Origin of the sequence: Escherichia sp. E2586, from assembly GCF_005781105.1 — a bacterium.
Taxonomy (GTDB): Bacteria; Pseudomonadota; Gammaproteobacteria; order Enterobacterales; family Enterobacteriaceae; genus Escherichia.
In genome coordinates this window covers 55,833-70,697 of record NZ_VATN01000002.1, presented here as the reverse complement: position 1 = coordinate 70,697, position 14,865 = coordinate 55,833, and the positions used below count along the sequence as shown (strand labels likewise).

Below are 14,865 nucleotides of genomic sequence, written 5' to 3'. Positions count from 1 at the left end.
GTGCCGGAGGACGCGCTCCTCCGGCTTGGGAAATTACTTACCAGCAACCGCGGCGGTAGTACCGGGCACCATCAACTCTGTTGCCACAATGACAATCACCAGCCCAACAAGCACCGGCACCGAGGTGCGTTTAACCACTTCAAAAGGTGATATTTTAGCCATCCCGGCAACGGCAACCACCACGCCAGAGACTGGCGAAAGCGTGCGCCCCAGGTTTGATGCCTGCAGCATCGGGATTGTCAGGTACGCCGGGTTAATGCCGGAAGAGTGTGCCAGTTTCGGGATCATCTCAACAAAGGCATAGAAAGGCGCATTGCCGGAACCCGTGGTGACTGCTGCCAGCATTGTCAGGATAACCAGCACCAGCATCAGGATTATGCTCGCCGAACCGAACGAGGTGGCGATTGAGATCAGGCTCTGGATAAAGCCGATGGTGCTAAGGCCCTGAGCGAAAACCCCTGCGGCAACTAATAACATTACTACGTTAGCGAAGGCATCAGCCATGCCGCGGTAAGCCACCTCGAGGCCCGAAAAGACTTTTTGCGTATTAAAGCCGCGAAGAAATTCCAGAACAGAGGCAATCAGCATACAGATCACCAGAATGGTGATGATGTGCAATTGCGGACCCCATTTACCGTCAAAAAATAGCACGCCAATGATCGGTGTAAACGGCAGAATGGCGTAAAACGCAGGCGCGGTGGTTGTGATTTCGCTGACATCTAACATTTCATGAGAGATGTGCTCTTTTTTGTCCAGATAACGCTGCCAGAAAAAGTGGGCAATCGCCATGCCGATAATCGCGGCAATTGAGATAGGAAGTGTTGTTTTGAAGGCGAAATCAATCAGCGGCATTTCAGAAGCCTGTGCTGCCAGCACCACATCACCAGATGTTGGTGCGAGAATAATTGCTGCTGGTGAGGCACAAATGGCAGCTGCCGCGCCGCGACTGATACCAACGTTCACCATCACCGGGAACAACGTTGCCATCAGTAAAACGCCAAGACCGGTTGCGGAAGAGACTGCCAGTGACATCAGACAGGCGACAAAGTAGGCGGCAATCATCAGCAGGTAAGGGGAGTTAATGTACTGCAGCGGTTTTGATGCCAGTTTGACAACCATATCGTTCGCGCCGATGTGGGTCATATAAGCGGCAAAGCCACACAGCATCATGATCATCATGCCGAGATCGCCGCCACGGCTCATCAGTAATATTTTAATGTATTCAACGATATCTGTGGCGCTGTAGCCAGTGGAAGTCTGGCTGGAAGGTAAAACTTTGTGTCCCATTATAGCGCTGATGATCAGCAGTAGCAGGCCGCCAACAAATAGCACCCCGGTGGCGGAATACCCTTTAATGATGTAGCGAGCTACACCCACAATAACGACAACCCCAATAAGGAGTTCAATAAATGTCTGCATATTCTTTCCTGTCTCCAGAATCTACAATAAATAATAAAAAAATCCTAAAATAAGAAAAAAATATGCCGAATAAATTGACATCAGGTGCTGATTGAAATCAAGAAAGCTGTCATTAAGACATTGATGTTGCTGTTTTTATACCTGGATAACAAAATTTATTTTAGGGGGAGTAAATACAACATAATGATGTTTATAAACCGATGAGTAATTGATGCAATTTTGTTAATTGTTTTATGGTATTTTGTACGTCCAAAAAATAATCTTGTATGCGTATCATGTGGCAATGCAAACAATGATTTTATTGATGGCTTTATTGTATCTAATTGAAAAATAAGTGAATGATAAATGTTTTTATGGGTGTGATTTTTATTTGTATGAGTTGTTCTTTAGCTGAAAATATTTCTTAGTCTCCGGAATAATCCGATGGTTTTATTAGTAAATTTCATGAAATAAATTTTTCAGACGCTCGGATTATTCTTTATGTTTGCCTTGTTAAGGTTGTATTTATTTTTCTTTGGCTATGCTGGTAATATATTTTTGATAAGTTTCCTGTGGTTGCTAATGGGCGCTAGTAAATGTGTTACCGTATTTTCCTTTACTTTTATTCAGTTAATCAGCATTGAAGAAGTTTCTGCTAGTGCAGAGCAATGGATTGCGACATTTAAAGATAATGTCGCAGAAACCTGGCAGCGGCCAGAACATTATGATCTGTATATTCCCGCCATTACCTGGCATGCACGTTTCGCTTATGACAAAGAAAAAACCGATCGCTATAACGAAAGACCGTGGGGTGGCGGTTTTGGTCAGTCACGTTGGGATGAGAAAGGCAACTGGCACGGTTTGTACGCGATGGCGTTTAAGGATTCGTGGAATAAATGGGAGCCCATTGCCGGATACGGTTGGGAAAGTACCTGGCGACCGCTTGCCGATGAAAACTTTCATGTCGGTCTGGGATTCACCGCTGGTGTGACGGCGCGTGATAACTGGAACTACATACCTGTTCCGCTGATACTGCCATTGGCTTCTGTGGGCTATGGCCCTGCAACTTTTCAGATGACCTATATCCCTGGCACTTACAACAATGGCAATGTTTACTTTGCCTGGATACGGTTTCAGTTTTAGACAAGTCACGTTTTAACAAAAGCCTTAAAAATCAGCATGTAATGAAATCAACATCAAAAATAACGCGACTTTTATCACTTTTTAGTAAAGTTGCACTGGACAAAGCGTACCACAATTGGTGTACTGATAACCGACACAGCATTTGTGTCTATTTTTCATGTAAAGGTAATTTTGATGTCTAAGATTAAAGGTAACGTTAAGTGGTTTAATGAGTCCAAAGGATTCGGTTTCATTACTCCGGAAGACGGCAGCAAAGATGTGTTCGTACACTTCTCTGCAATCCAGACTAATGGTTTTAAAACTCTTGCTGAAGGTCAGCGCGTAGAGTTCGAAATCACTAACGGTGCCAAAGGCCCTTCTGCTGCAAACGTAATCGCTCTGTAAGATACGTCAGCAAGAATTCAAAACCCGCTTATTCAGCGGGTTTTTTTTGGTCTTCAGTGTGCGGTTGATGCTGAAAATAGCCAAAAAGCCAGTGCGGTCATGGCAAAGGAACCTAACAGGTTAACGAAGACGTTCAGTAGCGCCCAGCCAAAACGCCCCTCCTGCAATAAAAACACCACTTCTGCCGAAAATGTTGAGAAGGTCGTTAGCCCGCCACAAAAACCAGTGGTGATTAATACTTTCCACACCGGATCGATATTAGTCATGCGGCTAAACCAGGCAAACCCCATTCCTATGATAAATGCCCCAATCAGGTTTGCTGCCAGAGTTCCGAGTGGAATAGCCTGGTGCAGTGGGTTAAACCGCATACTTAACATCCATCTCGCCACGCTTCCCGTACCACCACCAATAAAAACTGCTAAAAGGAGTTGTAACACAGCTAAATCCTGCTATTTGATTTGTATGAGTGATAAGTTTAACGCCGAATATTCGTCGTTGGCGAATTTTACAACTCTGACAGGAGGTGGCAATGCTGGTTGCCGCAGGACAATTTGCTGTTACATCAATATGGGAAAAGAACGCTGAGATTTGCGCTTCGTTAATGGCACAGGCGGCGGAAAACGACGTATCGCTGTTTGTCCTGCCGGAAGCGCTTCTGGCGCGCGACGATCTTGACCCGAATTTGTCAGTTAAATCGGCACAGTTGCTGGAAGGGGAATTCCTCGGACGTTTACTGCGGGAAAGTAAACGTAACATGATGACGACGATTCTGACGATTCATGTTCCCTCAACCCCTGGGCGCGCGTGGAATATGCTGGTGGCGCTGCAGGCGGGGAAAATTGTCGCCCATTATGCCAAATTGCATCTCTATGATGCGTTTGCCATTCAGGAATCGCGCCATGTGGATGCAGGTGATGAAATAGCCCCTTTACTGGAGGTTGAAGGCATGAAAGTGGGGCTGATGACCTGCTATGATTTACGTTTTCCAGAGTTGGCATTAGCCCTGGCATTACAGGGCGCGGAAATCCTGATCCTGCCAGCGGCCTGGGTTCGCGGGCCACTCAAAGAGCACCACTGGTCAACCTTGCTAGCCGCTCGTGCTCTGGATACCACCTGTTATATGGTGGCAGCGGGGGAGTGCGGGAACAAAAATATCGGGCAAAGCCGGATTATAGATCCCTTTGGCATCACCATTGCGGCAGCGGCAGAAATGCCTGCGCTCATTATGGCGGAAGTGACGCCCGAACGTGTGCGTCAGGTGCGCGCGCAACTTCCCGTCTTAAACAACCGTCGCTTTGCGCCGCCGCAATTATTATGATGTTTTTTTACTCGGCGCTTGATTCACCTTGTTACAGATTGCTATTGTGTGCGCGCGTCGAATGACCGTTAATATTCTCTGGTTTTTAAGGCGCGTTCTGTTGCCAGTTTTATGTCAAGAAGGTATCTATGGGTGAGATTAGTATTACCAAACTGCTGGTAGTTGCGGCGCTGGTCGTTCTGCTGTTTGGGACTAAGAAGTTACGTACGCTGGGCGGAGACCTGGGAGCGGCCATTAAAGGGTTCAAGAAAGCGATGAATGATGATGACGCTGCGGCTAAAAAAGGCGCAGACGTTGATATTCAGGCTGAAAAGCTCTCTCATAAAGAGTGACGTGGCGAGCAGGACGCTCCCTCAATATCTTGTTCGATAAAAAAACCCGCTTCAGATAGCGGGTTTTTTATCAGACAGATGTAAGCAATTATTACACGATTACTTAACTTCCATCCCTTTCGCCTGCAAGTCGGCGTGATACGAAGAGCGGACAAACGGACCGCATGCAGCATGGGTAAAGCCCATCGCCAGCGCTTCGGCCTTCATTTCATCAAACTCATCCGGGCTAACGTAGCGTTGTACCGGCAGGTGATGGCGGCTTGGCTGCAGATATTGCCCCAGCGTCAACATGGTTACACCATGGCGGCGCAGATCGCGCATGACTTCAATAATCTCTTCATTGGTTTCACCCAGTCCCACCATCAAACCGGATTTGGTCGGGATCTCCGGATGCGCTTCTTTAAAGCGTTCCAATAGTTTTAGCGACCAGTTGTAATCTGCGCCCGGGCGTACCTGACGGTAAATACGCGGTACGTTTTCCAGGTTGTGGTTGAATACATCTGGCGGCGTGGCGGTCAGAATATCCAGCGCACGATCCATACGACCACGGAAATCCGGCACCAGAGTTTCAATTTTGATTTCCGGGCTTTTTTCCCGGATGGCAGTAATGCAATCCGCAAAGTGCTGGGCTCCGCCATCGCGCAGGTCATCGCGGTCAACGGAGGTGATAACCACATAACGCAGCGCCATATCAGCAATGGTCTGTGCCAGTTTTACCGGCTCGTTGGCATCCGGGGCGACCGGGCGACCGTGGGCAACGTCACAGAATGGACAACGGCGGGTACAAATGGCGCCGAGGATCATAAACGTTGCTGTGCCGTGGTTGAAGCATTCTGCCAGGTTAGGGCAGGAGGCTTCCTCACAGACAGAATGCAGGCCATTTTTGCGCATTGCGGCTTTGATGCCCTGGATACGTGTAGAGTCCGCGGGAAGCTTGATTTTCATCCATTCCGGCTTGCGCAGCAGGGCTTCGCGCTCTGTTGCCACGTTTTTAACCGGGATAAGGGCCATCTTATCGGCATCGCGGTATTTAACACCGCGTTCCATCACAATGGGTTTACTCATAGCGTGCGTGTTCCAGTTGCGAATTACGAAGGAAAGCGTTTCAATTCAATAGATTGTTGTAATTATCAACTATTTTTGAATTAACGACTGGCAGTATATCATTGAAACGGCCCAGAAAGCAGCCAAAGCGGTCGCGAAAATGTAAAATTGTTGTTGGTTTGTGCCATTTTATCGTTCGGCGCTGTGAACTCTATGTAACGATACTTTTTCAAAACACATTCGATAGCATCAGTTCCCGCGAAGTATTGGAACACGCTGACTACAATGACCCAATATGATTTGGGTCATTTATGAGGGAGAATTAAGCAGGGATATATTCTACGTCAGGATTTTTGAGTAGCGCTAAAATATTTGCCAGTAAGCGTGGTGCAATATTATCGGTGGTCGCATCAGGTTTCCATTGCGATATTTTTGCCATTTCCATCCCGGCATAACCACAAGGGTTGATACGTAAAAATGGCGAAAGATCCATATTGACGTTTAATGCCAGACCGTGGAATGAACAGCCGCGGCGAATACGCAATCCGAGCGAACAAATTTTCTTTTCCCCAACGTAGACACCTGGAGCATCAGCCCGAGGGTGCGCTTCAATATCCAGCTCGGCCAGGGTATTCACTACCGTTTGTTCGAGCAAGGTCACCAGTTCACGCACGCCCAACTTCCTGCGTTTGAGGTTAAGCAATACATACATCACCTGTTGCCCCGGCCCGTGATAAGTTACCTGGCCGCCGCGATCGCTCTGGATCACCGGAATATCACCCGGCATTAAAATATGTTCCGCTTTACCTGCTTGTCCCTGGGTGAATACAGGATGGTGTTCAACCAACCAGATTTCATCAAGGGTATTTTCATCACGGGTATCGGTGAATTCATGCATAGCCTGAGAAATAGGCTCGTAAGGCTGAAGGCCGAGCTGGCGGACAAGAATTTTATCCTGATACAAAACGGCATCTCCGTGGAGAATGAGTAAAAGTGGGGAAAATTATATCACAGCGAGGGGAGGGGAGTTACCCGACCAGAGGCCGGGTAACGGAGAAGCGAATTACAGAACCATACGGACGATATCGATTTTGCCCAGTTCTTCGTACAGAGTTTCAACCTGCTCGATATGAGTGGCGTTGATAGTGATAGATACCGAGTGGTAGTTGCCTTTGCTGCTTGGTTTTACCGTTGGGTTGTAGTCACCTGGCGCATGGCGCTGTACCACTTCAACCACCTGATCAACCAGCTCAGGTAACGCCTGCCCCATTACTTTGTAGGTAAAAGGAGTAGGGAATTCAAGCAGTTCGTTAAGTTTGGTTTTCATGTCAGCTCCGGCGTAACGTAATTAAATAGCAACTCCCGCCAGAGGGCGGGAGTTTTTTACTGATGCTTAGTATATGGGGGCGGAAATTACACTTTCAAGTGTTCAATTTTTAGCCGAACCAGTGATGGAACATTAATTTAATGTAATCAATGATTTTGCCGAAGAAGTTACCTTCCGGAATTTCCTGTAACACCACCAGCGGGCGTTGTTCGATAGTTTTGCCATCAAGCTGGAAGTTGATGGTGCCAACGACCTGGTTCTTTTGCAGCGGCGCATGCAGTTCACTGCTGTTCAGCACGTAGCTGGCTTTCAGGTCTTTCATGCGGCCACGCGGAATGGTCAGGTAAACGTCTTTATCAACCCCTAACGAAGCGCGGTCAGTATTACCAAACCAAACCGGTTCAGAGGCGAACTCTTTGCCAACTTTCAGTGGGTTAACCGTTTCGAAGAAACGGAAGCCCCAGGTCAGCAGTTTTTTACTTTCGGTTTCACGGCCTTTGAACGTGCGTCCGCCCATGACTGCGGAGATCAGACGCATCTGACCTTCCGTTGCGGAGGCGACAAGGTTGTAGCCCGCCTTGTCAGTATGGCCAGTTTTGATTCCGTCGACATTCAGGCTGTTATCCCATAGCAGGCCGTTACGGTTGAGCTGGCGAATACCGTTAAAGGTAAACTCTTTCTCTTTATAGATAGCGTATTCGTTAGGGACATCACGAATCAGGGCCTGACCGATCAGCGCCATATCACGCGCGGAGCTGTACTGACCGTCAGCGTCCAGACCGTGTACAGTCTGGAAGTGGGTATTTTTCAGGCCCAGGGCGTTAACGTAACTGTTCATCAGACCAACGAAAGCATCCTGGCTACCGGCGGCGAAGTCAGCCATGGCAACACAAGCATCGTTACCAGATTGCAGGTTGATACCACGGATAAGCTGAGAAACCGGTACCTGCATGCCAGGTTTGAGGAACATCAGCGAAGAACCTCTGAACACCGGGTTACCGGTGGCCCAGGCGTCATTGCCGATGGTCACTAAATCAGATTCTTTGAATTTACCTGCTTTCATTGCCTGACCGATAACGTAGCTGGTCATCATTTTGGTCAGACTTGCAGGGTCGCGACGGACATCCGCATTTTGCTCGGCGAGCACTTTGCCGGAGTTATAGTCGATCAGGATGTAAGACTCCGCGTCGATCTGCGGTACACCCGGGATCATGGTTTTGATATTCAGGTCATCGGCATGTGCAGCAGAGATAAAGGCTGTGCAAAGAGCCGTGGTGAGCGCCAGGCGCTTCATGATACGAGCGGAAAAAATGGTATTCATGGTCTGAACTACGACATCCGTGATGGAATTTAAAATAAGTGCCCTACTATAGCAAATGCACTACCGCCAGGCATCTGACTTTCCGCGTGACTTTGTTAACGTCATTTACAGAAATTGACATTTCAGATGCCTGCTTTACGTTATTGCGCGGTGGTAATAAATGACTGTAATTGGGCTTCGGTTTGTAAACGTTGCTGCAAGGCACTGGCTTCAGCTTTGTTGGCGAATGGACCAAGCTGAATACGCCAGACCGCGCCGTTTTGGGTCACGCGACCGGGTACGCCGAACTGTTGTCCCAGTTGCTGTTGATACTGTTGCGCGCGTGCCTGATCGCTAACGGCCCCCACTTGCACCATAAAGTTACCGCTGGCGCTTTGCGAAGCGGCTTGCGGTGTCACCATTGCAGATGTTGTTGCAGGAGCGGTGACAACGGGCTGTGGTGCAGGCGTCGGTTCGCTGCCTTCCAGTACGCCGGGCGCCAGGGTAGTCGGCGCGCCGAGGAAGCCGCTGCTGGTTACCGGCGCGCCGGTCGGATCTTCGCTTTTCAGCGTTGAGTTGCTGACCGGGAGAATATCACCCTGCGGGACAGACATAGAGTTTGTTCCGCTGCCGCCGTTTAAATCGGGCGGCGCAGGCAGGGCGTAAGTCTGTTTGGCAATGGTAGTACAAGCCATGCCTGGGCCAGAAAATGAACCATCCTGGGCGACGATAATAGGATCGATACGAACTTTTGTATTGTTCGAGGTGTTAAGACGGTCAGCTGCCGCGCGTGAAAGTGAAATCACACGGTCGTTGCCGTAGGGACCGCGATCGTTAATGCGCACCACGATCATCCGCCCATTAGCCAGGTTGGTGATTCTGGCGTAGCTGGGGATGGGGAGCGTTGGATGCGCCGCCGTCAGCTGCGTTGGATCAAATGCTTCGCCAGATGCTGTCAGATTGCTGCCAGGTTCGGCATCATAAATGGCTGCAAGGCCCGCCTGACTAAAGCGTGAAGGGTCCTGCACGATTTTGTAGCTTCTGCCGTCGCGTTGATAATCCTGATTTGCCGTCGCGTTCAGTGGTTCGAAACGTGGTTCCGCCCCGCTAATTTCAACTATAGGGCCGTTACATACCGCAGGCTGCGGCACACTTACCGTCTGTTGCTGACCATCATCGCTAGTACATGCCGCGAGCATTCCTGCCGCGATGCAGATCCCGAGCCACTGCTTACGCATTCGCACCTCTTACACGCTTTTCGACAACATTTTCCTGTGGGTGTGGATTGACATCACAATCCCAAACCCAGCCATCAGCACTATGAGCGCCGATCCTCCATAACTGACCAGCGGGAGTGGAACCCCTACAACCGGCAGAATACCGCTTACCATACCAATATTTACGAAGACATAAACGAATAATATCAGCATTAAGCCGCCAGCCATGACGCGACCAAAGGTAGTTTGTGCTCTGGCTGCAATCCACAGTCCGCGCATGATGAGCAGAATATAGAGAGCAAGCAGAATCAAAATACCCACTAATCCCAATTCTTCCGCCAGTACCGCGAAGATAAAATCGGTATGGCGTTCGGGCAGAAATTCAAGCTGTGACTGGGTACCGTGCAGCCAGCCTTTACCGCGTAATCCGCCGGAGCCAATAGCAATTTTAGACTGAATAATGTGATAGCCCGCGCCAAGTGGGTCTGATTCCGGGTCGAGTAGCATCATTACGCGCTGGCGCTGGTAATCATGCATCAGGAAGAACCACAAGATTGGGATAAATGCTGCCACCAGTACCACTGCAACGCCAATCAGGCGCCAGCTAAGTCCGGAGAGAAACAGTACAAACAGACCGGAAAGCGCAACGAGGATTGACGTTCCCAGGTCAGGCTGCGCTGCCACCAGCAACGTGGGCATAAAAATCAGCACCAGCGCGATGGCGGTATTTTTTAACGACGGCGGGCAAACGTCACGGTTGATAAAGCGAGCCACCATGAGCGGCACAGCTATTTTGGCGATTTCCGAGGGCTGGAAACGAACGATACCGAGATCCAGCCAACGTTGAGCGCCTTTGGAGATGGCCCCAAAGGCATCTACCGCTACCAGCAAAATAATACAGATGATATAGAGATAGGGCGCCCAGCCTTCATAAACGCGCGGCGGAATTTGGGCCATCACCACCATAATGACCAGCCCCATCGCGATCTGGCCGATTTTACGCTCCATCATGCCGATGTCCTGGCCGCTGGCGCTCCAGATTACCAGGGCGCTGTAGACCAGTAATGCCAGTAAGATCAGTAGCATTGTGGGATCAAGATGGACTTTATCCCAGAATGTTTTTTTATTCGGATTATCCGTCATGATTAATGGTCCTCCGCAGCAGTAACCGCCGGGTTTTCTGCAGGCAGATCGGTGTTGTTGTCACCAAGCATAATATGGTCGAGGATCTGGCGCATCAGCGTACCGACCGCCGGGCCAGCCCCGCCGTTTTCCAGAATCATAGCGACAGCGACTTGCGGATTGTTATACGGCGCAAACGCGGTCATCAGTTTGTGGTCGCGCAGACGCTCGGCAATTTTGTGCGCATTATAGGTTTCGTTCGCCTTCAGGCCGAAGACCTGCGCGGTACCGGATTTCGCCGCAATTTTGTAGGGCGCGCTGGCAAAGTATTTATGTGCCGTACCGTTAGGACGGTTAGCAACACCAAACATGCCGTCTTTCGCCAGTTCCCAGTAACCAGAATGAATATCGCCTACCGGCGGTTCATGCGGCTGTACCCATGGCACTTGTTTGCCATTTTCGGCGGTGCTCATCAGCAAATGCGGAACCTTCACAATACCGTCGTTAATCAGGATCATCAGTGCTTTGTTCATCTGGATAGGGGTCGCTGTCCAGTACCCCTGACCGATACCGACCGGAATGGTGTCACCCTGATACCACGGTTTTTTAAAGCGTTTCTGTTTCCATTCGCGGGTCGGCATATTACCGGAACGTTCTTCCGACAGATCGATACCGGTGTAATGACCGTAGCCAAATTTACCCATCCATTCAGAAAGGCGGTCGATGCCCATATCGTAGGCAACCTGATAGAAGAAGGTATCTGCTGACTCTTCCAGCGATTTAGTGACATTCAGGCGACCGTGGCCCCATTTTTTCCAGTCACGATAACGCTTTTCAGACCCCGGCAATTGCCACCATCCAGGATCAAACAGGCTGGTATTACGGGTGATTACCCCTGCACTTAATGCCGAAACCGCCACATAAGGTTTAACCGTCGACGCTGGCGGATAAACCCCCTGCGTGGCACGGTTCACCAGTGGTGTGTTCGGGTCGTTCAGCAACGCGGAATAATCTTTGCTGGAGATACCGTCAACAAACAGGTTAGGGTCGTAACTTGGCGTGGAAACCAGCGCCAGCACGCCACCTGTACGCGGATCGGTGACCACAACAGCGGCACGACTGCCCGCCAGCAGTGTTTCAATGTACTGCTGGAGCTTGAGATCAATCGTCAGGTAAATATCATGCCCGGCCTGCGGCGATACTTCTTTTAACTGGCGGATGACGCGACCGCGGTTGTTAACTTCAACTTCTTCATAACCCGTCTGGCCGTGCAGAACATCTTCGTAGTAACGTTCAATCCCCAGCTTGCCGATATCATGTGTTGCGGCATAGTTGGCTAGTTTGCCGTCATTATTCAGTCGCTCGACGTCTTTATCGTTAATTTTCGAGACATAACCGATAACGTGGGTCAGCGCTGAGCCATAGGGATAGTAACGACGTTTATAGCCTTTAACTTCCACACCAGGAAAACGGTACTGGTTAACGGCGAAACGCGCCACCTGAACTTCAGTCAGGTTGGTTTTTACCGGAATAGAGGTAAAACGGTGCGAACGTGCACGCTCCTTTCGAAACGCGGCGATATCGTCATCGGTCAGGTCAACCACGCTGCGCAGGGCGTCCAGAGTCTGCTGCACGTTATCGACTTTCTCCGGCATCATCTCTATCTGATAGATAGTTCGGTTGAGCGCCAGAGGGATACCGTTACGGTCGTAGATAATGCCGCGGCTGGGGGCGATAGGCACCAGCTTAATGCGGTTTTCATTAGAACGGGTCTGGTAATCGGTAAAGCGAACAATTTGTAGATTATACAAGTTGGCGATGAGCACGCCGGTTAGCAGCAAAATCCCCAAAAAGGCGACCAGCGCCCGGCGCACAAACAGCGCGGACTCTGCCGAATAGTCGCGAAAAGAGTTCTGTAATTTCATCCGCTGCGTTTTCTACTTAAGGCTACCATATCACTCACGGTGATAAGGATGGTTGGTGGTAATGCTCCACGCCCGGTACAGACTCTCTGCGACCAGTACGCGAACCAGCGGATGGGGGAGGGTAAGCGCCGAAAGTGACCAGCTTTGTTCTGCCGCCGCTTTACAGGCAGGCGATAACCCTTCCGGCCCGCCAATCAGCAAGCTGACATCGCGGCCATCCAGCTTCCAGCGTTCCAGTTCAGCGGCTAACTGCGGCGTGTCCCAGGGCTTGCCTGGGATATCTAGGGTGACAATGCGGTTTTTACCTGCGGCAGCCAGCATTTGCTCACCCTCTTTGTCGAGTATGCGCTTGATATCCGCGTTCTTGCCGCGTTTTCCCGCCGGAATTTCAATCAGTTCAAAAGGCATATCTTTCGGAAAACGACGCAGGTACTCGGTAAAACCGGTTTGTACCCAGTCCGGCATTTTCGTTCCCACGGCGACAAGTTGCAGCTTCACGCATTAACTCCAGAGTTTTTCCAGCTCATACAGGCGACGGCTCTCTTCCTGCATAACATGGACAATCACATCACCTAGATCGACCACAATCCAGTCGGCGCCGTTTTCACCTTCAACGCCGAGAGGCAATAAACCCGCAGCGCGAGATTCCTGAACCACGTGGTCAGCAATGGACATAACATGACGGCTGGATGTTCCCGTACAGATGATCATACAGTCGGTGATACTGGATTTGCCCTGAACGTCTAAGGCGATGATGTCCTGACCTTTGAGGTCATCAATTTTGTCGATAACAAAATCCTGGAGTGCTTTACCCTGCAAGTTTTCCCCCTGGGTGAAATAAAAAAGATAAAAATGGTCTGTCAGTATACCTGAAGCAGAGGCGATTTCGGGACAAATGTCAGCAAATCGGCTCTTGAAAGTGGGCTATCATCCCACCCCGCGTCACAGATTGCATCGCCATTTTTGTAAAACAATTTCTACAAAGTCGTGTATGGCGGAAAAGTCAGGTTGCGGAGAATATCAGCCTGCCCGGGCCTGTCAATGTCCGTTGCGGCTTACCTGTAAAAAAACAGAAAAGTCATGCTTCTTCGCACCAGATGGCGCGGCTATTGAGGACGCGTAGTGTTGCGAACTCGTCATTGATATCAATGACGCTCCAGCAGCCCTGGTCTACACGAAAATGCCACATTGCCTCGGGAGGCATGCCGATTAAGCGGGCAATCAACAGGCTCAACACACCCTGGTGGCTAACGATTAATATGTTTTTGTGCTGCTGATACTCACCAAGTCCGGCAATAAACCTTTCTATCCGCTGTGAAAATGCCTGAAAGCCTTCACCGCGAGTAGGGACGGTATGCTGCCAGTCATTGCACCAGGCACTATAGTTTTCGGCATCTTCTTGCATCAGCTCGCGATGATGCCGCATTTCCCAGTCACCAAAAAACATTTCGTTGAGTTCAGGGATGATTTGCATGGGGAGTTGACGGGCATCAAGAACCAGGCGCGCGGTGTGCTGCGCCCGTTCCAGTTCACTGCATAAAACCTTATCGAAGGGAACATCACGTAGCAGTGTATGCAAGCTTTTCGCCTGCGCGATACCGCGCTCCGTAAGTGGTGTAGGCGCATGACCGCTGTATAACCCGTCGACATTCGCTTGCGTTTCACCGTGACGAATTAACCACAGTCGCATCATTCCCTCCGTGACGGCAGATATCAGCGATACAAGCCTTGTTGGTTAATGTAAGTCAGTACCGATTCTGGTAACAATTCCTCACAAGATTCGCCGTTTTGCAAACGTTCGCGGATGATTGTCGCCGAGATGTTGAACCACGGCGTTTCGGCGAGATAAATTTTACCAGCAGGCTGAAGATGCAGATCTTCCGGATTATGCGTCAAATGATCTTCCAGCCACTGCTGGTACTGCGGTTGTGCCATTTCCAGCGGATAACCTGGACGTCGACAGACTATCAAATGTGCATTGTCGAGAATCGTTTCGTATTCATACCAGGTCGGAAAGTTCAGCAGCGAGTCCTGACCGATAATAAACGCCAGCGGCACATCTGGGCCTTGCTCCTGTCGCCACTCTTTTAACGTCTGCGACGTGTAAGAGGGGGCATTACGCTTTAACTCGCGTTCATCAAGGGTAAACAGCGACTTGTCGGCAATCGCCAGTTCAAGCATGTGTTTTCGCTGCACGCTGTTCGCTTCAGGCTGGGGGCGATGCGGAGGAACGTTGTTAGGGATAATCGTTACCCGCGTCAGGCCAATCAGATTCGCCAGCGTTTCCACGGGTTTTAGATGGCCATAATGCACCGGGTCGAAGGTGCCGCCAAACAGAGCTTGTAAAGATTTCAT

The 14,865-nt window shown here is 50.0% G+C and carries 17 protein-coding genes; 4 read left to right on the top strand and 13 right to left on the bottom strand.

Features of this window, described 5'->3' with window-relative positions:
* Positions 1-33 precede the first annotated feature (33 nt).
* Complete coding sequence (gene dcuC / locus FEK50_RS01655) at positions 34-1,419, bottom strand: anaerobic C4-dicarboxylate transporter DcuC (protein ID WP_130206471.1); 1,386 nt, start codon at positions 1,417-1,419, stop codon at positions 34-36.
* Between the two features lie 561 nt (positions 1,420-1,980).
* Here dcuC and pagP point away from each other — a divergent pair.
* Both pagP and cspE read left to right on the top strand, forming a co-directional pair.
* Positions 1,981-2,541, top strand: a complete 561-nt coding sequence (gene pagP / locus FEK50_RS01650; RefSeq protein WP_130206473.1) for a lipid IV(A) palmitoyltransferase PagP — start codon at positions 1,981-1,983, stop codon at positions 2,539-2,541.
* Positions 2,542-2,715: 174 nt separating this feature from the next.
* Positions 2,716-2,925 carry a transcription antiterminator/RNA stability regulator CspE gene (gene cspE, locus FEK50_RS01645; protein ID WP_000034825.1) on the top strand — a complete coding sequence of 70 codons (210 nt, stop codon included), beginning with the start codon at positions 2,716-2,718 and terminating at the stop codon, positions 2,923-2,925.
* Between the two features lie 53 nt (positions 2,926-2,978).
* Here the strand turns inward: cspE and crcB are convergent, their stop codons facing one another.
* A complete protein-coding gene (crcB, locus tag FEK50_RS01640) occupies positions 2,979-3,362 on the bottom strand; it encodes a fluoride efflux transporter CrcB (RefSeq protein WP_130206475.1) in 384 nt (127 codons plus the stop codon).
* A 92-nt stretch (positions 3,363-3,454) separates the two neighbouring features.
* Here crcB and FEK50_RS01635 point away from each other — a divergent pair, with 92 nt between their 5' ends.
* A complete protein-coding gene (locus tag FEK50_RS01635) occupies positions 3,455-4,243 on the top strand; it encodes a deaminated glutathione amidase (protein WP_130206477.1) in 789 nt (262 codons plus the stop codon).
* A gap of 128 nt (positions 4,244-4,371) precedes the next feature.
* Positions 4,372-4,575 carry a twin-arginine translocase subunit TatE gene (tatE, locus tag FEK50_RS01630; RefSeq protein WP_064528973.1) on the top strand — a complete coding sequence of 68 codons (204 nt, stop codon included), beginning with the start codon at positions 4,372-4,374 and terminating at the stop codon, positions 4,573-4,575.
* A 99-nt stretch (positions 4,576-4,674) separates the two neighbouring features.
* Here the strand turns inward: tatE and lipA are convergent, their stop codons facing one another.
* The 11 genes from lipA to nadD all read right to left on the bottom strand — a co-directional run bounded on the left by lipA (position 4,675) and on the right by nadD (position 14,865).
* Positions 4,675-5,640, bottom strand: a complete 966-nt coding sequence (gene lipA / locus FEK50_RS01625; RefSeq protein WP_000042625.1) for a lipoyl synthase — start codon at positions 5,638-5,640, stop codon at positions 4,675-4,677.
* Positions 5,641-5,941: 301 nt separating this feature from the next.
* Positions 5,942-6,583 (bottom strand): lipoyl(octanoyl) transferase LipB, encoded by a 642-nt coding sequence (gene lipB, locus FEK50_RS01620; RefSeq protein WP_130206479.1) that lies wholly within the window; start codon positions 6,581-6,583, stop codon positions 5,942-5,944.
* A 99-nt stretch (positions 6,584-6,682) separates the two neighbouring features.
* Positions 6,683-6,946, bottom strand: a complete 264-nt coding sequence (gene ybeD, locus FEK50_RS01615; RefSeq protein WP_130206481.1) for a DUF493 family protein YbeD — start codon at positions 6,944-6,946, stop codon at positions 6,683-6,685.
* A gap of 109 nt (positions 6,947-7,055) precedes the next feature.
* On the bottom strand, positions 7,056-8,267 hold the full coding sequence (dacA, locus tag FEK50_RS01610) for a D-alanyl-D-alanine carboxypeptidase DacA (protein WP_064528971.1): 1,212 nt from the start codon (positions 8,265-8,267) through the stop codon (positions 7,056-7,058).
* Between the two features lie 140 nt (positions 8,268-8,407).
* Complete coding sequence (gene rlpA / locus FEK50_RS01605; RefSeq protein WP_131161035.1) at positions 8,408-9,484, bottom strand: endolytic peptidoglycan transglycosylase RlpA; 1,077 nt, start codon at positions 9,482-9,484, stop codon at positions 8,408-8,410.
* A gap of 9 nt (positions 9,485-9,493) precedes the next feature.
* Positions 9,494-10,606, bottom strand: a complete 1,113-nt coding sequence (mrdB, locus tag FEK50_RS01600) for a peptidoglycan glycosyltransferase MrdB (protein WP_000131717.1) — start codon at positions 10,604-10,606, stop codon at positions 9,494-9,496.
* Between the two features lie 2 nt (positions 10,607-10,608).
* Positions 10,609-12,510: a peptidoglycan DD-transpeptidase MrdA gene (mrdA, locus tag FEK50_RS01595; RefSeq protein ID WP_130219433.1), complete on the bottom strand. Its 1,902-nt coding sequence runs from the start codon at positions 12,508-12,510 to the stop codon at positions 10,609-10,611.
* 30 nt (positions 12,511-12,540) lie between these two features.
* The gene (rlmH, locus tag FEK50_RS01590) at positions 12,541-13,008 is read right to left on the bottom strand and encodes a 23S rRNA (pseudouridine(1915)-N(3))-methyltransferase RlmH (protein ID WP_000776104.1); all 468 of its coding nucleotides are present in this window, start codon (positions 13,006-13,008) and stop codon (positions 12,541-12,543) included.
* Between the two features lie 3 nt (positions 13,009-13,011).
* Positions 13,012-13,329, bottom strand: a complete 318-nt coding sequence (rsfS, locus tag FEK50_RS01585) for a ribosome silencing factor (RefSeq protein ID WP_001161662.1) — start codon at positions 13,327-13,329, stop codon at positions 13,012-13,014.
* Positions 13,330-13,588: 259 nt separating this feature from the next.
* Positions 13,589-14,200, bottom strand: a complete 612-nt coding sequence (locus FEK50_RS01580) for an adenosylcobalamin/alpha-ribazole phosphatase (RefSeq protein WP_131161051.1) — start codon at positions 14,198-14,200, stop codon at positions 13,589-13,591.
* 23 nt (positions 14,201-14,223) lie between these two features.
* A complete protein-coding gene (gene nadD / locus FEK50_RS01575; protein ID WP_064528967.1) occupies positions 14,224-14,865 on the bottom strand; it encodes a nicotinate-nucleotide adenylyltransferase in 642 nt (213 codons plus the stop codon).